This window comes from Thermostichus sp. OS-CIW-33 (assembly GCF_054059615.1).
Window position 1 is genome coordinate 14,993 of sequence record NZ_JBSSCH010000018.1, and the last position, 19,924, is coordinate 34,916.

Genomic DNA, 19,924 nt, shown 5'->3' on the forward strand with positions numbered 1-19,924 from the left:
GGGCTTACTTGTCGCGATTGAGGGCTAACCCGCTCATGAAGGGCTTCTGCAGCGCAATAAACACCAGCAGCGGCGGGATACTGGCGATGATCGCTCCCAGCATCATGGGGCCATAGGAGGCCGAGCTATCCAGATTGAGCAGGGATTGCAGCCCCACCTGCACCACTTGTCGCTCTCGGCCTTGCACGATCAAGCGGGGCCACAGGTACATATTCCAAGCGTAAACGAAGTGAATCACCGCCTGCGCCCCGATGGCGTTCCAGCTCAAGGGGATCAGCACCTGGGTGAGAAATTGCAGCGGGTTGGCCCCGTCCAGTTGGGCCGCCTCCGCCAGCTCGCGGGGAATGTTGGAAAAATGCTGGCGGAACAAAAACGTGGCCGTGGCGCTGGCCAGAAAGGGCACGATTAAAGCGTAGTAGGTGGATCCCCAGCCCAAGTTGGTGACCAACCGCAGCAGGGCAATGATCAAGATTTCTGTGGGCATCATCAGCGTGATCAGCACAAAGCCAAAGGCCAGCCCTTTGCCGGGAAAGCGGAAGTACACAAAGGCCAGCCCGGCTAGCAGCGACAAAACCGTCTTGCCCACGGTGATCGCCACCGCCACGATGGTGCTGTTGACCATGTAGTGGCCCAAGTGCCGCGCCACCATCACCTGATGCCAGTTGAAGGCAAAAGAGGAGCCAAAGGTCAATTGATAGCGGAACACCTCGGCATTGTTCTGGGTGCTCACGAGCAGGGCGTACAACACCGGAAATCCCAGAACCAAGCAGGCCAGCACCAGGCCCAAATGCACATACCAACGCTCCGGGATCCAGCGCCGCCAACGCCAGGGAGAAGGCCCTACCCAAGTTGAATTGGGCTGGGCCACTTGAGAGCGGGGATCCTGCAACAATTGAGCCATAGCACCTCCAGACGGCGAACACCGATGAGCAGATGGGCTTTTGAGTCGATCTTCGGCTTCTCTTGTGAGGATAATCTGCCAGAGTTAAGGGCAACCTAAGGAAGGCCGGTCGCCTTAGCGGTGCGGAGCACTTCTGGCCTGAACTTTCGAGTGCTTTCACCGGCGATGGGGAAACGGGTAGAGTAGAACAGCAGTATCTGGATAACCCAAGAGAGGATCCCATGACTCGAGGCTTTGGCCCCTTCGGCAAAATCCAAGAAGCGCTCAAGAAAGCCCAAGAGGTGCGCGATGGCGCTCAAAGGCTGCAAAAAGAGCTAGAGGAGATGGAGATCGTCGGCGAAGCCGGCAATGGGCTGGTGAAAGTGACGGTAAACGGCAACCAAGAACCCCTTAAGGTCTCTCTGGATCCCCAAGTGCTCCAGGAGTCGGTGGATGTGGTAGAAGACTTGCTCCTGACAGCAATGGTGAACGCCTACACCCAATCTGCTGAGACGATGCGCAAACGCATGGAAGAGCTGACCGGAAACATCAGTCTGCCGGGGTTGGGACTGGGTTGAGCCCCACTTGCTTAACCCCGCTTGCTTAACTCTGTATGTACACTCGCCCCTTGGCTCGCCTCATCGAAGAGCTGCAACGGCTGCCCGGCATTGGCTCCAAAACCGCTCAGCGCCTAGCTCTCCACTTGATCAACCGGCCTGCCGGCGAGATCGAAGCCCTGGCCAAAGCCCTGCTGGAAGCCAAGCAGACGGTTCGGCACTGTTCCATCTGCTTCAACTGGTCAGCGGAGGATCCCTGTGAGATTTGCCGTTCGCCACAGCGGGATCCCTTGCTGTGGTGCGTGGTGGCCGACGTCAAAGACTTGATTGCGATGGAGCGCACCCGCGAGTTCAAGGGGCTTTACCACGTTTTGGGCGGCCTCATCTCCCCCATGAACGGGATCGGGGCCGACCAACTGCACATCCGCGAGCTGGTGGCCCGGGTGGCACGGGAAAAACCGCAGGAGCTGATCTTTGCCATCAGCCCCAGTGTAGAGGGAGAGGTGACCATGCACGTGGTCAAGGATTACCTGAAGCCAGTTGCCCCCACCTTGCGCATGACCCGCCTGGCCTTCGGCCTGCCCATGGGATCCGAGCTGGAATACGCCGACGAGGTCACCCTGGCCCGTGCCCTGGAAGCCCGGCAGGAGTTGTGAGCCGCTCCAGCCCCTCAATCGCAGCCGGTTACCCCCTCCGCGCAGTAGGTGCTCCACCAGGGGTTGAAGTTGGCAGGATCCTCCGGCAGAGTGCTGATGTTCAGAAGTTCCTGGAAGCTGCTGTTGCGGCCTCCGTAGCGCAGGTGCATGTGCACCGGATCCCCGTGGGGTGCCCGCAGAATCACATAGGTGAAGGTCTCGCAACTGGCGTCTGCTCCAGGCTGCAACTGAAACAAATCCCAGATGGAACTTAAGGAGCGCTCAGGGTAGTAGAAGGGATCCGGCGCAGCCCCCCGATAGGCGTAGCGACAATTTTCCGCCAGGGGCTTTTTCCCCTCCAGATCGGCGTAGAAGGAGAAGAACTCCATCTTCTCAAACTTCACCCGCTTTGGATTGCGCGGATCGTTGGCCGATTGTTCCAGGGACGTATCCAGAGTGAAAACACCATCAATTCCCAGGTAGGGCACTTTATAAGCATTGGGGGACACAATCTGCAGCTCTAAGGCTGCCGCAGCCGCTCCAAAACCCAAGAGACTCAAGCTGCCGATCAGCCAGGTTAGGGCCGTTGAAGAACCAATTTGGCGAGAGAGCATAAAACTTTGTTGTGCCTGTGTTGTGCAGTAAACTGCAGAGCAGTTTAGGGGAAGCTTTGAGCTCGTACCATCCCACTGGGGGGCATCTGGCGAGAAATTCGCCGACTGCAGGTGCAGCTCTGAGGAACGGGATCCCATCTGGATCCCAACAAGGCAGTAAAATTGAGGTCAGGCTCACCGTAGAGGGGCCAGGTTGGCTGCCCAAGCCTGACTGTCTGGAAACTGTTTTGAAAGCGAGGAAAACCCCGTGGAGCTAGCTGAGATTGAGGAGTTGATGAACAAAGCTGTGCAAGCCACACAGCGCTCCTTTAATACGGTGCGCACCGGGCGGGCCAATTCCAGCCTGCTGGATCGGATTCAGGTGGAGTACTACGGCGTGCCCACTCCCCTCAAGGCCCTGGCCAGCCTCACCACGCCAGACTCCAGCACTCTCTTGATCCAGCCTTTTGATCCCTCGACCTTGGCGGCCATTGAGCGGGCCATTGTCGCCTCTGACCTAGGTCTAACCCCCAGCAACGACGGCAAGGTGGTGCGGCTCACCATTCCCCCCCTGACGGAAGAGCGGCGCAAAGAGCTGAGCAAACAGGTGGCCAAGCTGGCCGAAGAGGGGCGAGTCTCGATCCGCAACATCCGGCGGGATGGCATCGACTCGGTGCGCAAGCGGGAGAAAAACGGCGAGCTGTCTGAAGATGAGTCCAAAAGCTTGCAGGATGCCATCCAGAAGCTGACCGACCGCTATATCAAAAAGATCGATGAGCTGCTGGCAGAAAAAGAAAAGGAGCTGACGACGCTGTAAAAGCTCCTTGTGGACATAACTCCCCACGCTACTGGCCTGCTTCTGCATAGCCGTAGGACGGGGTTAAAGACCCCATTTTTTGATCAAAACTCGACACTCATCCCGAAACTTCAAGGTTTCCACTTGCCCCTCGAAGTCGGGCAGCCGTTCGTTTCTCCTCGTCCAATTCCAACAAGAGGGATCCCGGCTTAGGCCAGGATGGAAGAGCGGAATACGACAAACCTTGCCGCAATGGATCTGATCCTGTGCCATCAATCGGCGGATTTCGACACCCTAGGGGCGGCGGTGGGAGCGGCCCGCCTGTATCCGGGTGCCCGCATCGCCTTGACCGGGGGATCCCTGCCGGGGGTGCAGGAGTTTTTGGCCTTGTACCGAGATGAATTTCCCCTCATCGAGCTGCGCTCTGTGGATCCGGGACAGGTGCAGCGGTGGATTGTGGTGGATTGTCACGATCCGGATCGCTTGGGAAAAGCTGCCGCTTGGTTGAGCGTCCCCGGCGCGCAGATTGAGATTTTCGACCATCACCCCAGTCCACTGGATAACTTTTGGCCGCAGCAGCAGGTGAACTGTCATATCGAGGCCGTGGGGGCCACCTGTACCTTGCTGGTGGAGCGGCTGCAGGCTGCTGGGATCCCTCTCAGCCCTTTTGAGCGGCTGGCGCTGGCTTTGGGCATTCACATGGATACGGGATCCTTGACCTTCCCGGAGACCACCGCCCGCGATGCTGCTGCCCTGAGCTGGCTGTTGGATCAGGGGGTGAACCTGGTCTTGTTGCGGCGCTTTTTGGGGGATGGCCTCACCCCAGAGATGCGCGAGCTGCTCAGCCAGGGGTTGGCCCAGATGCAGGTGCAGCAGGTGGGGGAGTATCGCCTGGGAGAATGGCTGCTGGAGCTGCCGGAGTTTGTGCCCGGCTTGGCCGGCCTGGTGATGCGGCTGATGGATCTGACGGGAGTGGATGTGCTGCTCTTGGTGGCGCGGCAGGGGGAGCGGCTCAGCCTGATCGGGCGGGCGCGGCAGGAGTTTGCCCAGTTGGGCAGGGTGATGGCCCTCTACGGCGGCGGTGGACACGATTGTGCTGCAGCAGCCACGTTAAAAGCCAGCCCAGAGCAGCCTTTGCCCGACCCGGCCCAAGTCATGGCGGCCCTCAGGCAGGCTGTCAAAGAGCGGATCCCGCCCCCGGTGACGGCCAAAGATTTGATGTCGGCTCCGGTGCGCACCATCCGACCGGAGATCACCATCGACGAGGCCCAGCGGGTGCTGCTGCGCTACGGCCATTCCGGCCTGGTGGTGGTGGACGCTCAAGGTCGCCTGGTGGGGGTGATCTCACGGCGGGATATCGATATCGCCCTGCATCACGGGTTTGGCCATGCCCCCGTCAAGGGCTACATGACCACCGACGTGAAAACCCTCTCCCCCGACACCCCCTTGGCGGAGATTCAGCGGTTGATGGTGCAGTGGGATATTGGCCGCCTGCCGGTTCTCCAGGATGGACAGTTGGTGGGCATTGTAACTCGCACCGATGTGTTGCGGCACCTACACGAGTTGCCGGCCCTCTCACCCCAGTTGGCTTTGCCCACCCTTTCCTGCCCTTTGGATCTCACCTTCGCGGCCCTGTCGGAGCGGCATCGACAGTTGCTGGAGCAGGCCGCCCACATCGCCGATGAGAAGGGCCTGAGGTTGTATCTGGTGGGGGGAACGGTGCGGGATCTGCTGCTGCACCGGTGGGGACGGCAGCCCTCGCCCAACCTGGAGCGGCTGGATCTGGACTTGGTGGTGGATGGGCCCTACTCTCCGGCCCTGGATGGGACGGATCCCCCGGGCTGGGGCTTGATTTTGGGACAAGCGCTCAAACAACGCTTCCCGGAAGCGCGGCTGGAGATCCACGGCAAATTCCAAACGGCGGCCTTGATCTGGCCAGGCGGCTTTTGTGTGGATATCGCCAGCGCCCGCACGGAGTTTTATCCCTACCCGGCCTCTCCCCCCGAAGTGGCCATGGGATCCATCCAGCAAGACCTCTATCGGCGGGATTTTTCCATCAACGCCTTGGCCTTGCGCCTCAACGGCCCCCAGCGAGGACAGGTGCTGGATTTTTTCGGCGGACAAGCAGATCTGCAACAGGGGATCATCCGGGCATTGCACCCCAACAGCTTCATCGAGGATCCCACCCGCATTTATCGGGCGGTGCGCTTTGCGGTGCGCTTGGGCTTCGCCCTGGACTCGACCACAGAAAAATGGATCCGCGCTGCCGTAGCCAGTGGTCTGCACGATGCCGTCGGCGGGGATCGCCTCAAGCAGGAGCTGGCCTACATTCTCGGATCCCGCGATTGGCCCCAAGCCTTTGAGCGGCTGGCAGAATGGGGAGCTTTGCGCTGTATTCACCCCGACCTGGAGTGGGATCCCTCCCTGTGCCGGCGGTTGCAACGGGTGGGCCGCTGGGCCTATCACTTTCGCCGCCGCTATCCTGAGCTGGGATCCCAGGAGATCTGGCAACTGCGCCTAGAGGCTCTCCTCCTCACCCTGCCCCAAGCCCCCCAGGTGGCCAGCCAACTCCACCTCACCCAAGCAGGCATCGAACGCCTCAGCCATTCCTCCTATTACCAAACCCTGTTGGCCCAACTGGATCCCGGCAGCCTCTCTCCGGCCCAGGTGGTGCAACTGCTGCAGGGGCTGCGGATCCCGGCGGTGATTTTGTTGGCTGGGATCGCCCCCAAGCCGGCCCGGCGGCTGATCTGGCGCTATTTGCAGGAGTGGTACTGGGTGAAGCCGCTGCTCAACGGCCACGATCTGCGTCGTCTGGGTTATAAGCCAGGTCGCCCCTTCCAAGCCATTTTGGAGCAACTGCGTTGCCTCACCCTGAACGGCGAACTCACCACCCCGGCAGAAGCTGAAGCCTGGCTACAAGAACACTTCCCCCTGCCGCAAGCTCAATACCGAGGAAGAAAGTAGAAGGGCAAATCAGTCGAAATAGAAGAGAGTGACCAACTTGTGTTGTTCCTCAGCATGCTTGCAGGCATCCAGCAGCGTGACGCTGTCGTGGAAGACAAAGCAGATCAACTGCTGGCACTTGCTGATGATCTCCAGGTTGCACAGGCGGCTGGCCTCCGCCAAGGGAAGATGGTCGTTTTCCGGATGCTCCACCAGATGCAGCACCTGCTCCAGGCTGGCCCGCGACTCTGCCGGCTGTCGCTCCAAACTCTGCGGCAAGATCACCGTCAAGGACTTCATGTCCGCCCGCATCGCCCCCCGAATGACGGCCAAGTTGGTGCCAATGGCCCCAGAGGTGAGGATCTGATTGCCGGTAAGGGCCAGGGCATAACTGAGGGTCTCGATCAAATACTGATGGGTAATGGGCACATGACGGCTGCCCAGGATGGCCACTCGCTTCGGCCCAACTTGCTGAATGGCGGCCAACTCCTGCAAAAACGTATCAACGCTGGTGGGGACATCAATAGACTGGGTCAACGGGATCCCTCGGCAAATTCTCAAGATCTGGGCTAGGTTATGCTATCTCAAATTTCCGCTTTGGGATCCGGCCAAGTTGAAGCTCTACGGCTTCAGCCCCAAACTTTTGGTGGAGTGCTCAGGCTGTCTGCAGCAAGCTGGGCTTGGCTGTGGGCGGAAGATCCCGCCTGAATGTGGATGGTGTAGCTCATGCTGCTGTGAACGCCCCTGCCCAGCCAATGGCCGTAGAGAGGGGCAGCATCTCTGGGATAAGCGCTGGCCGCCAAAGCCACATGACCGTCGGCCACGGCCAACCCTTGGGTGGGATCAAAGCCCCGCCAACCGGCCCCTGGCAAGTACACCTCCGCCCAAGCGTGCAAATGACGGCGCCCAGGCTCTGGGGGTTCTCCACCCCTGCTCTCCCCTGAAGGCCGTGAGGGGCTGACTTGGTAGCCACTGACAAAGCGCGCGGCCAAGCCTACCGTACGGCAGACCTCCATGAACACCAGGGCCAAATCGCGGCAGGCTCCGGTTTTGCGATGCCAGGTCAAGCCGGCAGGCCAGGGATCCCCCTTTTCCCGCAAGATGTGGCGGCATTCTGAATAGATGCGCTGGTTCAGCGCCGGCAGAAAAGCTGTCGTTTCCCCCTGCACGTGATCCCATAGCTCCCAGGCCAAGGCCTGGATGCCGGGATCCGCCTGAGCCGTCAGATAAGGCTGTAATTGGGCTGCCAGCGTGCTGGGATAGTCGATGGGGAGATGGGTGGCCCAATCGCAGAGCAGGTAGTCGAAGGGATTCTGCCGCAGGGTGAGCACCGTGGCCTGAGTTTGGATGCGCAAGTGCTCGGTGGAATCCCCAAACCAGAGCCGAACCGCCGCGTTGCCCTCCAGGTCCACCAGCGCCGATTGGCCCACCGGCTGCGGATCCACCTGCAACTCAAAAGCCAGGAGAGTTTGGATCCCGTCGCAGCGCGGTCGCAATCGCACCGTATGGGGCTCCAGTTGGACTGGACGACTGTAGCGATATTCGATGAGATGGCGGATCTGAATTTGCACAGGCCAAATGACGGGCAAGGAGTTTTATCACAGGCAAAGGAGCACCGAGATTAGGCAACCCAAACTGCTCCCAGATCAAAGCCAAGAAGCGGTTGCATCGTCTGCCCGAGATCTCTAGACTTCAGGGATCCCGAGTTTGAGATCTCCGAGAGCTTTGCCCTGCCTTCCCAATCATCGAAACCTCCAGCTTAGAGCGAATATACTCCCCGGCCCGTACAGGAGCATAGCGAGGGGGGTTTGCTGCATTCTGGCATGTGGGCAGGCATTCGATCCAAGCATCGTCCCGAGGAGCTGTAAAGTAAACCAAAGACAGGCGGCGACTGGAACCGAAAGCCGATCGGGGTGGATTGACCACGCGGTGCAACGTGGAGCGCCAACGGTCATTGGTCCAACGGGATAGCAGATCGCCAACGTTGATGACAAAGGCGTTGGGAACAGCCTGCACATCAATCCACTCTCCTGCTTTGGAGTACACCTGCAGCCCTCCCGGCGCCCCATCCTGTCGCAGAATCGTGAAGCCACCGTAGTCGGAGTGAGCCCCATAGCGTAGCTGTCCCGGGATGGGCTCCACCTCCTGTTCAGGATAATGCACAGCCCGCAGCACTCCCCCTTTCCCCTCCATAAAAGGCAGAAAATAGGTTTCCGGCAGATCCAAAGCCAACGCGCCCATGCGCATCAAGGTTTGGGTGAGCTGAAGCAGAGCCGCATCATAAGCCAGAAGAGCAGCCCGCAGTCCTGCTGGATGGGTGGGCCAAAGGTTGCCCGAATCCGGATCCACCCCTGCTTGGGGCCGTTGTGGATCTTCCCGAAACAGGTCATTGAACACCAGCGCCTCACAGAGATCGTAGGGAACCTCTGCCCCACGGGTAGCGGCTACACTTTCGATGCCAATCGGCAGGTATCCCTGGTTTTTGACGCGATCCGGAGTCACCACCTCCATTTTTTGTTCCAGCGGCAGGTCGAAGAAAGCCCTCGCTCTCTCGTAGGCTGTTTGTATGATGGCCTCCGGGATCCCATGCCCTGTGATCACCACAAACCCCACCTCCTCCAAGGCTGCCCCAAAAGCCTTTGCAACCCCTAGCGGATCCGTGCCCTCCCGAAAGGGGGTCAAATCCAGACAAGGGATCCCAGCTTGCTCAAAGGAAGAAACTGGAGACATAGCCGACATAGAGACAGGTGCTCAGAACAGCTCCTACCCTACAAAGAGAACTTGCCCCAAGACTGTGTGGGCGGATACCCCCTCAAAGCCAGCGCCAGCTCAACCCCATATCCAAACTAGGGATATTCTTGCTTGGCCTGTTGCCAGAGGACTTCCAGCTCCTGGAAACTGCGTCCTTTCAGAAGGGAGCTTATGCCATCGCCGGGCAGGGATCCCGCTGGTTCCTGAGCCAGCTCTTCCATGCGCAAAAAACGGCGAGCAAAGCGCAGGTTGGTTTGGGTTAGAGCTTGGGCAGCATCCAAACCATACCAACGGCCCAAGTTGACCAGGGCAAAAAGCAGATCCCCCAGTTCGGCTTCCTGCCGAGTTGGATCGGGGGGATCCCTCTCCAATTCTCGACGCAGCTCGGCTTCTTCCTCGCGGATCTTGGCCCAGATCCCCTCCACCGTTGGCCACTCAAACCCTGCCCCCACCACTTTGCAGGAAATTTTCAGGGCAGCCATTAGGGGAGGCAAACTTTGGGCATAGTGCAGCAGTTTTTGGCCAAGGCTTTGATCCGGTCGCTCCCTTTGCTTGATCTGTTCCCAAGAGCGGTGCAACTCCGGAAGATCTGCCATCACAGCATCCCCAAACACATGGGGGTGACGGCGGATGAGCTTATCGGCAATTCCCGCAGCCACAGCTTCCAGATCAAAGTGGTTCTGCTCGGCAAAGATCTGAGACTGCAACACCACCTGCAACAACAAATCCCCCAGCTCTTCGGCAATTGCTGCCGGATCCCCGGCTCGAATGGCAGCTACCGTCTCATACGCTTCTTCAAGAATGTAGGGGGTAAGAGACTCTGGAGTTTGGGCCCGATCCCAAGGACACCCGTCGGGAGCGCGCAACCGAGCAACAATAGCCGCCAAACGACTCATGTGTGAGCTAGAGGCGGAACGCTCCAGATAAAGGTGGGCAAAATGGCCCGTCGCTTGAGGATCCCAGCTTTGGAGCGTCAATGGGCCGGCCACCACCTCCAAGTCTTCTGTTAGCAACGTAACAGACTGGACGGGAGAACAGATCTGTTGCAAAACACTGCGCAGCTTCGCCAGATCCTGGCCCCCACAGCTTTTCAGCAGCAGGGATCCCTGCTCAGCAGCGAACCACCGAGCCAGAGCCTGCTGCCAGTTGGGCTGAAGACTATCCAGCGTTTGCAGCATGATCAAAAGGGTAGGCGCGGCCCAAATCCAAAAGGCGGCTGAGCTGCTCCAGATCGATGAAACTCAACTCCAAAAGGATCATCAGCAACGGCCCTTGCTGGCGATGCTGCAGCTTCTTGGCCAGGCTCAGTTGAGAACGGTCGATAATGCCCGTTTCCAATAGATATTCCTCAAGGGCTGGGGGGGGAATGGGATCTAGCATGGTCGTTTCGCAGCGCTGAAGAAGGACAAATATGAAACTGAGAAGATAGTAAACTAACGTAACTATTCTTAACACTCCTACAGAGTTTCGGCAAAGATCCGGCTGGCAAATAGGCCACAGGTGAGCTTACCAAGCCCTGCGCCCACAGCTCCAGGACAAGAGAACCCCTAAATTGCCTCGGCAAATGAGGTTTCCGTATCCAAGGACACAAAAAATGGGTACCAAGAGTTCATGGTATGGTAGCAAATTGGCGATCAGTTGGCAGCACCCCGAAAGGCCGACTGCTTTTTCTTTGTGGGAAAAACCAACTCACCTTGCAAGATGTTACCTTTTTATCTCGTTGAATCCTCGTGCTTGATAAAAATCTTACAACAATTCTTCGGGGATCCAATCTGTTCGGCTCCTCTGGGATCTGCCCTAATGCTGTCATCCTGCTCGGGTTCGGTTTTGGGCATACATCGTCCTACGTTCAGCTAAGCTAGAGACACTTGCCACATGGACTCCCGTTATGTCTGAAGCCCAGGGTTTACTGCCGGTGGGGGCAACGGTTCAAGTGGTGGAGATGCCTCCTTACCTAAAAACGGCTGACCCAATGCCAATGTTGCGCCCGGCCCATTTGATCCGCTTGCACGAACAAGGGGTGATCCTGCAGCGGCGGCTGTTGGGCACCTACAGTGTGCAGTTTGCCAATGGCATCTTTCTCATAGACGGAAAATATCTCGCGCCAGTGGGATCCCTGTCCTGACACGCCCATCTCTCCTCCGAGCCAGCTGGATGGGTTTGCCGGCCTTTAGAACCTTTGGGAGCTGGCAGCTTTCTGCAGAAGCGAGCCTTCAACTGGCCGGCGGACTTTCGCGATAGCCTGAACCGCGGCTAGCCGCTTCTGACGCTTCAGCGAGCTCAGTTGCTTATTCCCGTCAGCGGTGTCGAAGTAGCTGACAGACCTGCCCAGCTTTTGGTAGCTGGTTTTGCGATCTGCCACCGCCGCGCTGTAGAGGGCTCAGCACATCCGCCCCCAGTGGTGCAAGAGTTTTTCTTGCTGGCGACTGGGATAAAGCTGGGCCGCGGCAGCGTTGCGTAGCCACAAAGTGACGCAGGGGGTTACCCTGCCATAGGGTGCCAGTCCGCTGCGCTGAGACTGGAGACTGCCGCGCATCAGGTTAACTCATGTTAATTTGGGGGCGTCTTCCTCTTCCATCCTGCGATCTCTATGAGCATTCAACTTCCTCGCTGGCTAGAACTGGCCTTGCCTTTCTTTCATCCTGTGCTGATGATTTTGGCATTTGCGCTGGCCCTGTATGCCCTTTACCTGGGTCTGCAAGCGCGACGGGTGCGCACTGCCTCAGCAGAAGAACGCAAGGAGCTGATCAAAGGGAAGTTTGGTCAGCGGCATTTCCTCGCCGGATCCCTGTTCTTGGTGTTGATGGTGTTCGGGGCGCTGGGCGGCATGGGGGTTACCTACCTGAACAATGGCAAGCTGTTTGTTGGGCCTCACCTGCTGGCCGGGTTGGGCATTGTGGCCTTGGTGGCCAGCTCTGCGGCTCTAGCACCGCTGATGAAAGACGGGCAAAAGGTCTGGGCGCGTAATGTGCATGTCCTATTAAACGTGGTGATCCTGGCGATCTTGGGTTGGCAGGCGGTGACCGGCTTTCAGATTGTGCAGCGCATCGTCAACCAAATGCTGACCACACCCCAGGTGGCTTAATCTCCCCGAAAGACCCATGCAACCCTGAACAGGGCTGAGCTTTGGGAGGACTTTGTCCCGCTGGTGCGAGCCGAGAAGTCCGTCGACCCAAAGACTTCGGCCTCCCCTTTTCGGAACCCAGAGCTTCATCATGTCAGAATGGCAGAGCAGGCGCTGCATCCTTCGGCTGTAGAGGGGCGCAGTCTTGTTGCCGATACCCAGTTAACGCAACGGTTCTCCCTATGTCGGTTAGCCCTCTTCCCAGTTGGGTCAAGCGTTCCATCGGCAAAGCCAGCGAGACTTCAGCGGTGCAGCAGGTGATCAAGCAGCGGGGCCTGCACACCATTTGTGAGGAGGGGCGCTGTCCAAATCGAGCCGAGTGCTACAGCCAAAAAACCGCTACATTTCTGCTGATGGGAGGGATCTGCACCCGCGCCTGCTCTTTTTGCCAGGTGGCCAGTGGACGGCCCGCACCGTTGGATCCCACAGAGCCGGAGAAAGTGGCCGAGGCGGTTGAGCTGCTGGGCCTCAGCTATGTGGTACTCACCTCGGTGGCCCGCGACGATCTGCCCGACCAGGGATCCGGTCGCTTTGTGGAGGTCATCGAGGCAATTCGGCGGCGCTGCCCCGGCACCCAGATCGAGGTGCTTACCCCCGACTTTCGCGGGGATCGCGAGTGCATTGCCCGTGTGGTGGCTGCCCAGCCTGTTTGCTACAACCACAACATCGAAACGGTGCGACGCCTCTCCCAGGCAGTACGGCGCAGCTCCGGCTACGACTTGTCCTTGCGGGTTTTGCGAACGGTCAAGGAGCTGAATCCTGGATTACCCACCAAGTCTGGGCTGATGCTGGGGCATGGGGAGACCCGCGCAGAAGTGCTGGAAACTTTCCGGGATCTGCTGGCGGTGGGATGCGATCGTCTGACTCTGGGGCAATACCTACAACCTTCCTTGGCCCATCGCCCTGTGGAACGCTACTGGACTCCGGAAGAGTTTGCCGAGCTGGGCCAGATAGCCCGCCAGATGGGGTTTCGCCAGGTGCGCTCAGGGCCATTGGTGCGCAGCTCCTACCACGCTGCCGAAATGGTTGAGAACTAGGCGAGAAAACCTGGCAGGGAGGTTGTGCGGTCTGATACAGCCGGTCTTCCCTGTTCAATCAAGGCACGCAAGCCCGCTTCCAGGCCAAACGCTTGTGCTGCAAACCGGCTGAGCACCTGCGGCGCCAGGGATCCCAGGCGGTACAGGCTGACCCCCGCCACCAGACCCGGCAAAAGGCCGTTGCCCCAGTCTCCCCACAGCCAGGAACTCACCCCTTCCGCCAGCAGCAGCAGAGCCCCATTGAGCAGCAGCGGTCGCCACAGCCCCTTCCACAAGACCCTCCGGGGCAGGTGCAGCCGGATCTCCAAGCCCAGCAGCCAAAGACCATCCAGCAGCGGGGCCAACAGCAAATCCAACCCCAGCGGAGCTAAGCCCACCCCCATCCCCTTGCCAAGGGCGAAAATCCTGCCCCATTGCTCCACAAAGAGGGCATGGTGCTGCCACTGTTTTTCCAGAATCTGGGCCTGAACCCGATCCAGCCGCTTCAACACATTCAAAGCCAGGAGGGATCCCGCCTCGGTTTGCAAAATCTGCAGAATTCGCCCCCGCAAGGCTTCAATTTGGGGTGCAGGCCGTTCCCATTCCAAAGTAATGCGGCCATCCGGCCAGTGGGTGCGGACTTTCAGAGGTTTTGGGCAAGCGGCCACGGTCAAAATCTCCTGCGGCGATACCCAGCCTAGGTGGCGGCTGATCTGGGCACAAATGGCCTGCAACTCCGCTTCGGAGTAGAGATCGCATTTGTTCAACACCAGCAGGATGGGCTTGTATAGAGTGCGCAGCTCCGAGAGAGCTTGGTATTCCAACTGGGTCAGGTCGGTGGCGATGACAAACACGATCAAATCCGCCGAGCGGGCCACATCCCAGGCCAACTGTTCGCGGGCTTCTCCTTCCACTTCGTTCAAGCCCGGAGTATCCACCAGCCTCACCCGCCAAGGGATCCCCGGCTCCGGCTGCCACAGCAGGGATTGGGGCTGCTGAGTGACCCCATTGAGGGGGCCCACCTTCAATCGCTCCTCGCCGGTTAGGGCGTTCAGGACGGCCGACTTGCCACGGTTGACCAGCCCAAACACCGCAATGGAAAACAGCCGCGCGGTGAGGCGCTTGCGCAAAGTGGATAGAGCCCTGAACTCCGGTTGTAAATCCCGACGGCTGGCCAGAGATTGCCAATGATCCCAGCACCTTTGCAAAACGGTTTCGGCTTGGGTCAAGGGAGTGGTCATAGACAGGGGCAATGGACTAACCCTCACTCTAGAGGGAATTGCCCCTCAGGGCTAGCCGTTTCTCCCCCCCAGCGTGGGGAATCCAAACCCCACAAAATAGGGCATGATCACCCTAGGGTTCCCCCGAATCTCCTATGCTGTACCGCCTTCCCCAATCTCTGAAATGGCTTCGTGTGGGTGGATCCCATCGTTCTAAGCAAGAGCGCCAGATCGTGCGCAGCCTGCTGGCCTTTGCTGGGGCGCTGCTGGTTATGGATGTTGTGCTTCTGAGCGCCCTTCGCTAGTCCAACTTGGCAAGCCCATCGTTAGGTGATTCCGAACAAGTCTAAGTCTGAGGCATTCCTCTAGCACTGCTACAGGCAAGCACTCCCAGCCCCTTGCCCATTATGAGGAGAGGGGATCCCAGAATTGGCAAACAGTTGCACTGCAACTCGAAATAACCCCAACCCGATCAGAGGGTGGGAAGGGTTTTCCAAGTTACCAAGTTGCCTGTCAGGCAACTGTTAATTGACCAGCAAAAGGCTAGCTGGGATCCCTTGTGCTGCGAGGGCAAGCCGCCGGGGATGGGGGCCGGATCGGGAATAATGGAAGCGGCCCCAGCCGGGAGAGCTGGGTTTTCCCCGCGCTGAGGTCGTTGTTTCCCTTCTCTTGAGGCCGGCTATGGTTTTGCAGGAGGCGGCGGGCGTGCCCCGCATCAACGCGCGCGAGTCGGATGTTTTCGACATTTTCAACCTGAAGCATTATCTCGGCCCTAACCCCTATCTCAATACAGCCGCTTTCACCTTCGACTTTGCCCTTACCCAGTGCCCACAGCCGCTGCCCATTGATGTCTACCTGTCCAAGGTCTGCTTCCATTTCCCCCAGTTGCAGGAGGGATCCTATCCTTCCTACGCCCACTTGTTTGCCCGGCTGGTGACGGAGGTGAACCGGTTGCAGATGGATCTCCACTTGCAGAAGTGGAGCTGTCACCTGTTTCCAGAGTATGTGCGCATCGCGGTGCAGACCTTGCATGGCCGTACCACTCGTGCCGCGGTTTATTTTGCTTGGGATTGGCTGGAAGCCATCGCCCAGGGGCAGCCCTTCGACGTTGAAGGGGAGATGCGCCGCCTGCAGCAATTGTTTCGCAACTCGGTGTACGGCGGGCCGACGGTCTATGCCCTCCTGCGGGCTGCTCACGAACGCGGGATCCCGACCTACTACCTATGGGATGAAGGGGTGATGCAGTATGGCTATGGTCGCAACCAGGTGCGAGGGGTGGCCACCACCTTTCACTGCGACAGCCATCTCGACTCTGACTTCACCACCCGCAAAGACGATTGCAAAGCCTTTCTGGCGGCGCAAGGGTTCCCCGTGCCCCAGGGAGAGGTGGTCGCCTCTTTGGCAGAAGCTTTGCAGCAAGCGCAAGAAATCGGCTATCCGGTGGTGCTCAAGCCGGTGGCCGGCCACAAGGGGATAGGGGTAACAGCAGGCATTCAAACCCCAGAAGAACTGGCCTTTGCCTACGAGGTAGCCGTGGCAGCCCTTCCCCCTGAGGAGCCCATCCGACTGATCCTGGAAAAGCATCTGCAGGGCACTGATTTTCGCCTGTTGTGTGTGGGAGGCCGCTTTGTGGCGGCCACGGAACGACGCCCCGCCTCGGTGACGGGAGATGGCCAAAGCACCATCGGGCAGCTCATCGAGCAGGCCAACCGGGATCCCGTCCGTTGGGATACCCCCACTTCTCCCCTGGGGCCGATCCAATGGGATGAGGCAATGGAGCGCTTTCTGGCAGAGCAAGGCTTGACAGTGGACAGTGTGCTGGAACCGGGGCGGACGGTCTATCTGCGCAAGGTATCCAATCTCTCGGCGGGAGGAGTGAGCCGCGATGTCACGGCCACCGTCCATCCCGACAACGTGGTTTTGGCCCAAACCATTGCCCAGCAGTTCTCGCTGGTGTGCTTGGGCATCGATGTCATTGCCCCCAGCCTGGAGCGCTCCTGGAAGGAGGGATCCCTGGGGATCATCGAGATCAATGCTGCGCCAGGTGTGCTCATGCACCAAAAACCTGCCATTGGCGCGGGAGTGGATGTGCCGGGGGCAATCCTCGACCATCTGTTTCCCAAGACGGCCCGCATCCCGATTTTGACCTTCAACCGCCTTACCTTGGCCGAGGCGCACACCTTGGTGGAGCACATCTTGTCCCACCGCCCCAACGCATGTGTGGGATCCGTCTGTCGGGAGGGCGTGCTGCTAAACCACAGCTCTAGACCCCTGCAGGGCAGCCTCTTTCGCCAGGTGAAAACCCTGCTGCGCCATCCCCAACTGGATCTGCTTTTGGCGGAAGCCGACGAAGAGACCCTGGAGCGGGAGGGCTTGGCCTACGAAGGCAGCGATCTGGTGGTGCTGCGGGATCCCTCCGATCAAGAGCTGCAAACCCTGAAACGGGATCTCAACCCCGGCGGCGCCCTCTTCCTGCAGCGGGGATCCACCCTAACTTTGACGGTGGCGGGCCAGGCGGAGCGATTTGAATTGCCGGGGACAGACCTTCAGATGGGGATCCTGCTGCGCTCCATGACCCTGCGGATCATCTGCAGAACCATTAGCCAGATGCTGAAGAACTGGTCTGGCTGAGGGGTTTTGGATTTTCTTCAGATTCTTGTAAAAGGGTAGGCAAAACAAGGGATCCCTGCTGGGGAAAAAGGCCGGCCAGCCAGTCAGCTCTACACCCCTCGGAAAGAAGCGCTATCATAGAAGTCCGTCGAATAAACTCCCTTCGTAAAACCTCGCGAGGCAGATCGGATGGATTGGGTAGAAAAGGTGCTGGAAAAGATCCGGGAATGGGTGGAACGTGTGATCGACACCCTGCTGGGGAACCCCCAGCCTCAACCTGCTCCTATTCCGGTAGAAGATGGATCCCATCGTCGTCGTTAATCCGACTGCCATTGCCCCCGGCGGCGAGCCTCTCAGCCTCTTGGTACTGCATGGCCCCAACCTCAACCTGCTGGGGGTGCGAGAGGTGGGCATCTACGGCTCAGTATCCCTAGAGCAGATCGATCAGGCTCTGCATCGGCAGGCAGAAATGCTAGGGGCGAAGCTGGAGATTCTCCAGTCCAACCATGAGGGGGTGCTCATTGATGCCATTCACCGTGCCCGCCAGCAGCATGTCGGCATTCTGATCAACCCTGGGGCCTATACCCACACCAGCATTGCTCTCCGAGATGCCATTGCAGCCGTAGGATTGCCCACTGTGGAAGTCCACCTAAGCAACATCCATCGCCGCGAGCCCTTCCGCCAGCACTCTTACATCGCCGCCGTAGCGATTGGGCAAATCAGTGGTTTTGGGGCGCAAAGCTACCTGTTGGGGCTACAGGCTCTGGTGCAACATCTGCGCCTGCAATCTGTGTAGGATCTGTGTAGGAGGATCTGTGTAGGTGCCCTCAGCTCTCCAGGAACTCCTGCACGGCTGTGCGAATAAAAGCTTCATCCTCGGGGTTTTGATGAGGATTACCGGCCCGGTGCCCCCAAATGGAGGGGATGATCTTGTAAACCGCGTTCGGGATCCATTCTGCCTCAGCCCGACAATCTTCTGGGGTGAAATACAAATCCGTCTGGGCGGGCATCACCAATGTTTGGGCCTGAATTGCCCTCAAAGCAGCCCGATAATCTCCCCGGTGAATGGGGTTGTCGCTGATATCGCAGCGGATCCAAGTTTCGATCATCGATAGCAAATTCTGCGGATCCCGGCGGCGGTAATTGGCCTCCCAGCCTCGCTCTAGATAATCTTCGAGAGAGGCATACCCCAAGGATTCATAGCATTTTTGGTTGAAAAAAGGTTGGGAAACAGCCCAACTGGCGTAGATGTGGGCAAAAGCTCGCAGACCCCGCTCTGGGACACCCGTAAATCGACGACCGTTCCAGGCGGGATCGGCAGTTAGGGCTGAGCGCAAACTCTCCAGAAAAACCCGATTGTGAACTGTGGTCTTGGCGGTGCCACAGAGGGCTACGATCCGTTCCACCCGCTCAGGAAACAGGGATCCCCAGTGATAGGCTTGCTGAGCCCCCATCGACCAGCCGTAGATCAGGCGGATGCGTTCGATCCCAAAGTGTTGGCGAATCAGGCTCTCCTGCAGGCGCACATTGTCCCAGTGGCTAAACCAGAAGCCATCTTCCCGCAAGCCACAGGCTGGATCGTTGCTGGGGGAAGTGGAAAGGCCATTGCCCAGCATATTGGGAATGAGAATAAACCACCGCTGCGGGTTGAGGATGCCGTCGGGACGAATCAGCCACTCCAGGTCGGGATGCTGAGCCCCATAGGAGGTGGGGTAGAGGATCAGGTTGTCTTTTTGGGGGGAAAGAGTCCCGTAGGTGGCGTAGGCGAGCGTGATTTGGGGCAGTTGGATCCCGCACTGTAGCTGAAAATCGTTCAGGCTCCAGGTGTAGTGAGTCATGCCTGAAATTGTTCAATCACCTGACGATGAACCCGCACATACCCCTGCCCTAGATGAGCCAGATGGGGCTTGAGGTATTGATGGGCATCGGCCAAAGCATGAAATGGAATGGAGGGGTAAAGGTGATGCTCAGCATGGTAAGGCATATTCCACATCAAAAAGCGGATTGGCCAAAGGGTAAGGGTGGTACGGGTATTGGAGAAGGGATCCTCGGTTTGGCTACAGCCTGTGTGCTCTGCCAGCAAAATGAAGCGCAAGATCGGCTGCCCTACCGCCAAAGGCAACAGCCACAGCCACACTATCCAGGGATCCCCCAGCAGAAGGGAGAGCAAGCTCCCAAGGCCGTAGACCCCTAGCTGCAACCGCACCGAACGAATGACCTCTTGGCGGGCCGATTCAGGAATGTAGGGATAGCCTTGCAACTGGCCGCTGGCTATGCGGATGTAGGTCTTCACCTTGCCGATCCACCAAGTCAAGCCGCTCAGCTCGAGCAAATACTCCGGCCAGCTCTGGGGTTTGGGATCCTCCAGCTCCGGATCCTTGCCCGGAATCTGGGTATAGCGGTGGTGCCATTTGTGGTATCGGCGATAAAAAGTGCTGTTGTAAAATGAGAGCAAGCCCGCCACCCAGGCTACCCCGTCATTCAGTTTCGGGCTGGCAAAAGCGGTGCGGTGTACACATTCGTGCAAAGCAGCAAACATCGTCGCCAAACTGGCCCCGTAAACCACCAGCGCCGGCAGGGCAATCCAGCCATTGACACCTTTCTGGGTCACCCACAGGCTGCCACTCACCGCCATCACCGCCAAATGTCCCAAAAGCTGCCGGAGCCCGGCTGAATTGGAGCGGACATTCAGTTGTCTGAGGCGCTCGCTTGGGATCAACCGTTGCGGATCCGGCAAAATCGGTGTTGTCTCGACAGCCATGGCCTGTTCTTGTGAGCTACGAGAATGGATAGAAG

At 58.7% G+C, this 19,924-nt stretch carries 21 protein-coding genes; 11 read left to right on the plus strand and 10 right to left on the minus strand.

Going from position 1 to position 19,924, the window contains the following annotated elements; all coding sequences use genetic code 11:
• Positions 1 to 4 precede the first annotated feature (4 nt).
• Complete coding sequence (locus ACVWZG_RS11445) at positions 5 to 901, minus strand: carbohydrate ABC transporter permease (RefSeq protein WP_457407125.1); 897 nt, start codon at positions 899 to 901, stop codon at positions 5 to 7.
• A 221-nt stretch (positions 902 to 1,122) separates the two neighbouring features.
• Between ACVWZG_RS11445 and ACVWZG_RS11450 the strand changes: the two genes are divergently transcribed.
• Positions 1,123 to 1,458, plus strand: coding sequence for a YbaB/EbfC family nucleoid-associated protein (locus ACVWZG_RS11450; RefSeq protein ID WP_011434432.1), 336 nt, complete (start codon positions 1,123 to 1,125; stop codon positions 1,456 to 1,458).
• Between the two features lie 35 nt (positions 1,459 to 1,493).
• The gene (gene recR, locus ACVWZG_RS11455) at positions 1,494 to 2,093 is read left to right on the plus strand and encodes a recombination mediator RecR (RefSeq protein WP_414357229.1); all 600 of its coding nucleotides are present in this window, start codon (positions 1,494 to 1,496) and stop codon (positions 2,091 to 2,093) included.
• 14 nt (positions 2,094 to 2,107) lie between these two features.
• Here the strand turns inward: recR and ACVWZG_RS11460 are convergent, their stop codons facing one another.
• Positions 2,108 to 2,686 carry a hypothetical protein gene (locus ACVWZG_RS11460; protein ID WP_414357227.1) on the minus strand — a complete coding sequence of 193 codons (579 nt, stop codon included), beginning with the start codon at positions 2,684 to 2,686 and terminating at the stop codon, positions 2,108 to 2,110.
• Between the two features lie 247 nt (positions 2,687 to 2,933).
• On the opposite strand from ACVWZG_RS11460, the gene frr reads away from it, so the two are divergent.
• A complete protein-coding gene (frr, locus tag ACVWZG_RS11465; protein WP_011429597.1) occupies positions 2,934 to 3,482 on the plus strand; it encodes a ribosome recycling factor in 549 nt (182 codons plus the stop codon).
• Positions 3,483 to 3,713: 231 nt separating this feature from the next.
• Positions 3,714 to 6,428 (plus strand): CBS domain-containing protein, encoded by a 2,715-nt coding sequence (locus tag ACVWZG_RS11470; RefSeq protein WP_457407128.1) that lies wholly within the window; start codon positions 3,714 to 3,716, stop codon positions 6,426 to 6,428.
• Between the two features lie 9 nt (positions 6,429 to 6,437).
• Here ACVWZG_RS11470 and ACVWZG_RS11475 read toward each other — a convergent pair whose 3' ends face one another.
• The 5 genes from ACVWZG_RS11475 to ACVWZG_RS11495 form a co-directional block, all read right to left on the minus strand.
• Positions 6,438 to 6,944: a hypothetical protein gene (locus tag ACVWZG_RS11475; RefSeq protein WP_011434437.1), complete on the minus strand. Its 507-nt coding sequence runs from the start codon at positions 6,942 to 6,944 to the stop codon at positions 6,438 to 6,440.
• 92 nt (positions 6,945 to 7,036) lie between these two features.
• Complete coding sequence (locus ACVWZG_RS11480) at positions 7,037 to 7,978, minus strand: transglutaminase family protein (RefSeq protein ID WP_457407141.1); 942 nt, start codon at positions 7,976 to 7,978, stop codon at positions 7,037 to 7,039.
• A gap of 121 nt (positions 7,979 to 8,099) precedes the next feature.
• Positions 8,100 to 9,146 (minus strand): isopenicillin N synthase family dioxygenase, encoded by a 1,047-nt coding sequence (locus ACVWZG_RS11485; RefSeq protein WP_457415385.1) that lies wholly within the window; start codon positions 9,144 to 9,146, stop codon positions 8,100 to 8,102.
• A 107-nt stretch (positions 9,147 to 9,253) separates the two neighbouring features.
• Positions 9,254 to 10,054: a nucleoside triphosphate pyrophosphohydrolase gene (gene mazG, locus ACVWZG_RS11490; protein WP_457407143.1), complete on the minus strand. Its 801-nt coding sequence runs from the start codon at positions 10,052 to 10,054 to the stop codon at positions 9,254 to 9,256.
• 262 nt (positions 10,055 to 10,316) lie between these two features.
• Positions 10,317 to 10,538 (minus strand): DUF2949 domain-containing protein, encoded by a 222-nt coding sequence (locus tag ACVWZG_RS11495; protein ID WP_041436895.1) that lies wholly within the window; start codon positions 10,536 to 10,538, stop codon positions 10,317 to 10,319.
• Between the two features lie 508 nt (positions 10,539 to 11,046).
• On the opposite strand from ACVWZG_RS11495, the gene ACVWZG_RS11500 reads away from it, so the two are divergent.
• From ACVWZG_RS11500 to lipA, 3 genes are all read left to right on the plus strand, one after another.
• Positions 11,047 to 11,283 carry a DUF3148 domain-containing protein gene (locus tag ACVWZG_RS11500; protein ID WP_011429589.1) on the plus strand — a complete coding sequence of 79 codons (237 nt, stop codon included), beginning with the start codon at positions 11,047 to 11,049 and terminating at the stop codon, positions 11,281 to 11,283.
• Between the two features lie 465 nt (positions 11,284 to 11,748).
• Positions 11,749 to 12,243, plus strand: coding sequence for a DUF4079 domain-containing protein (locus tag ACVWZG_RS11505; protein ID WP_011429588.1), 495 nt, complete (start codon positions 11,749 to 11,751; stop codon positions 12,241 to 12,243).
• A gap of 221 nt (positions 12,244 to 12,464) precedes the next feature.
• Positions 12,465 to 13,319 (plus strand): lipoyl synthase, encoded by an 855-nt coding sequence (lipA, locus tag ACVWZG_RS11510; RefSeq protein ID WP_414424038.1) that lies wholly within the window; start codon positions 12,465 to 12,467, stop codon positions 13,317 to 13,319.
• Here the strand turns inward: lipA and ACVWZG_RS11515 are convergent.
• A complete protein-coding gene (locus tag ACVWZG_RS11515; protein WP_457407133.1) occupies positions 13,316 to 14,539 on the minus strand; it encodes an Era-like GTP-binding protein in 1,224 nt (407 codons plus the stop codon). The two genes, lipA and ACVWZG_RS11515, sit on opposite strands and share 4 nt — an antisense overlap.
• 134 nt (positions 14,540 to 14,673) lie before the next feature.
• Here ACVWZG_RS11515 and ACVWZG_RS11520 point away from each other — a divergent pair, with 134 nt between their 5' ends.
• From ACVWZG_RS11520 to aroQ, 4 genes are all read left to right on the plus strand, one after another.
• Positions 14,674 to 14,823 (plus strand): hypothetical protein, encoded by a 150-nt coding sequence (locus ACVWZG_RS11520; protein WP_011429585.1) that lies wholly within the window; start codon positions 14,674 to 14,676, stop codon positions 14,821 to 14,823.
• Positions 14,824 to 15,199: 376 nt separating this feature from the next.
• Positions 15,200 to 17,149, plus strand: coding sequence for an acetate--CoA ligase family protein (locus ACVWZG_RS11525; RefSeq protein ID WP_457407134.1), 1,950 nt, complete (start codon positions 15,200 to 15,202; stop codon positions 17,147 to 17,149).
• A 168-nt stretch (positions 17,150 to 17,317) separates the two neighbouring features.
• Positions 17,318 to 17,449, plus strand: coding sequence for a hypothetical protein (locus ACVWZG_RS11530; protein WP_011434447.1), 132 nt, complete (start codon positions 17,318 to 17,320; stop codon positions 17,447 to 17,449).
• Positions 17,427 to 17,924 (plus strand): type II 3-dehydroquinate dehydratase, encoded by a 498-nt coding sequence (gene aroQ, locus ACVWZG_RS11535; protein ID WP_414344089.1) that lies wholly within the window; start codon positions 17,427 to 17,429, stop codon positions 17,922 to 17,924. Before ACVWZG_RS11530 ends, aroQ begins: the two co-directional genes overlap by 23 nt.
• A gap of 31 nt (positions 17,925 to 17,955) precedes the next feature.
• On the opposite strand, the gene ACVWZG_RS11540 is transcribed toward aroQ, so the two are convergent.
• Positions 17,956 to 18,966: an alpha/beta fold hydrolase gene (locus tag ACVWZG_RS11540; protein ID WP_414417522.1), complete on the minus strand. Its 1,011-nt coding sequence runs from the start codon at positions 18,964 to 18,966 to the stop codon at positions 17,956 to 17,958.
• The gene (locus ACVWZG_RS11545) at positions 18,963 to 19,889 is read right to left on the minus strand and encodes a fatty acid desaturase family protein (protein WP_414399867.1); all 927 of its coding nucleotides are present in this window, start codon (positions 19,887 to 19,889) and stop codon (positions 18,963 to 18,965) included. The genes ACVWZG_RS11540 and ACVWZG_RS11545 overlap by 4 nt, the downstream gene beginning before the upstream one ends.
• Between the last annotated feature and the right edge of the window lie 35 nt (positions 19,890 to 19,924).

What these genes read in the sequence shown, in the direction of transcription:
- recR (WP_414357229.1), top strand. Translation starts at nt 1,494, where the DNA reads ATGTACACTCGCCCCTTGGCTCGCCTCATCGAAGAGCTGCAACGGCTG.
- ACVWZG_RS11460 (WP_414357227.1), bottom strand. Translation starts at nt 2,686, where the DNA reads ATGCTCTCTCGCCAAATTGGTTCTTCAACGGCCCTAACCTGGCTGATC.
- ACVWZG_RS11500 (WP_011429589.1), top strand. Translation starts at nt 11,047, where the DNA reads ATGTCTGAAGCCCAGGGTTTACTGCCGGTGGGGGCAACGGTTCAAGTG.
- ACVWZG_RS11540 (WP_414417522.1), bottom strand. Translation starts at nt 18,966, where the DNA reads ATGACTCACTACACCTGGAGCCTGAACGATTTTCAGCTACAGTGCGGG.
- aroQ (WP_414344089.1), top strand. Translation starts at nt 17,427, where the DNA reads ATGGATCCCATCGTCGTCGTTAATCCGACTGCCATTGCCCCCGGCGGC.
- ACVWZG_RS11520 (WP_011429585.1), top strand. Translation starts at nt 14,674, where the DNA reads ATGCTGTACCGCCTTCCCCAATCTCTGAAATGGCTTCGTGTGGGTGGA.
- ACVWZG_RS11525 (WP_457407134.1), top strand. Translation starts at nt 15,200, where the DNA reads ATGGTTTTGCAGGAGGCGGCGGGCGTGCCCCGCATCAACGCGCGCGAG.
- ACVWZG_RS11545 (WP_414399867.1), bottom strand. Translation starts at nt 19,889, where the DNA reads ATGGCTGTCGAGACAACACCGATTTTGCCGGATCCGCAACGGTTGATC.
- ACVWZG_RS11515 (WP_457407133.1), bottom strand. Translation starts at nt 14,539, where the DNA reads ATGACCACTCCCTTGACCCAAGCCGAAACCGTTTTGCAAAGGTGCTGG.
- ACVWZG_RS11470 (WP_457407128.1), top strand. Translation starts at nt 3,714, where the DNA reads ATGGATCTGATCCTGTGCCATCAATCGGCGGATTTCGACACCCTAGGG.
- ACVWZG_RS11505 (WP_011429588.1), top strand. Translation starts at nt 11,749, where the DNA reads ATGAGCATTCAACTTCCTCGCTGGCTAGAACTGGCCTTGCCTTTCTTT.
- ACVWZG_RS11495 (WP_041436895.1), bottom strand. Translation starts at nt 10,538, where the DNA reads ATGCTAGATCCCATTCCCCCCCCAGCCCTTGAGGAATATCTATTGGAA.
- ACVWZG_RS11485 (WP_457415385.1), bottom strand. Translation starts at nt 9,146, where the DNA reads ATGTCGGCTATGTCTCCAGTTTCTTCCTTTGAGCAAGCTGGGATCCCT.
- ACVWZG_RS11450 (WP_011434432.1), top strand. Translation starts at nt 1,123, where the DNA reads ATGACTCGAGGCTTTGGCCCCTTCGGCAAAATCCAAGAAGCGCTCAAG.
- ACVWZG_RS11530 (WP_011434447.1), top strand. Translation starts at nt 17,318, where the DNA reads ATGGATTGGGTAGAAAAGGTGCTGGAAAAGATCCGGGAATGGGTGGAA.
- lipA (WP_414424038.1), top strand. Translation starts at nt 12,465, where the DNA reads ATGTCGGTTAGCCCTCTTCCCAGTTGGGTCAAGCGTTCCATCGGCAAA.
- ACVWZG_RS11445 (WP_457407125.1), bottom strand. Translation starts at nt 901, where the DNA reads ATGGCTCAATTGTTGCAGGATCCCCGCTCTCAAGTGGCCCAGCCCAAT.
- mazG (WP_457407143.1), bottom strand. Translation starts at nt 10,054, where the DNA reads ATGAGTCGTTTGGCGGCTATTGTTGCTCGGTTGCGCGCTCCCGACGGG.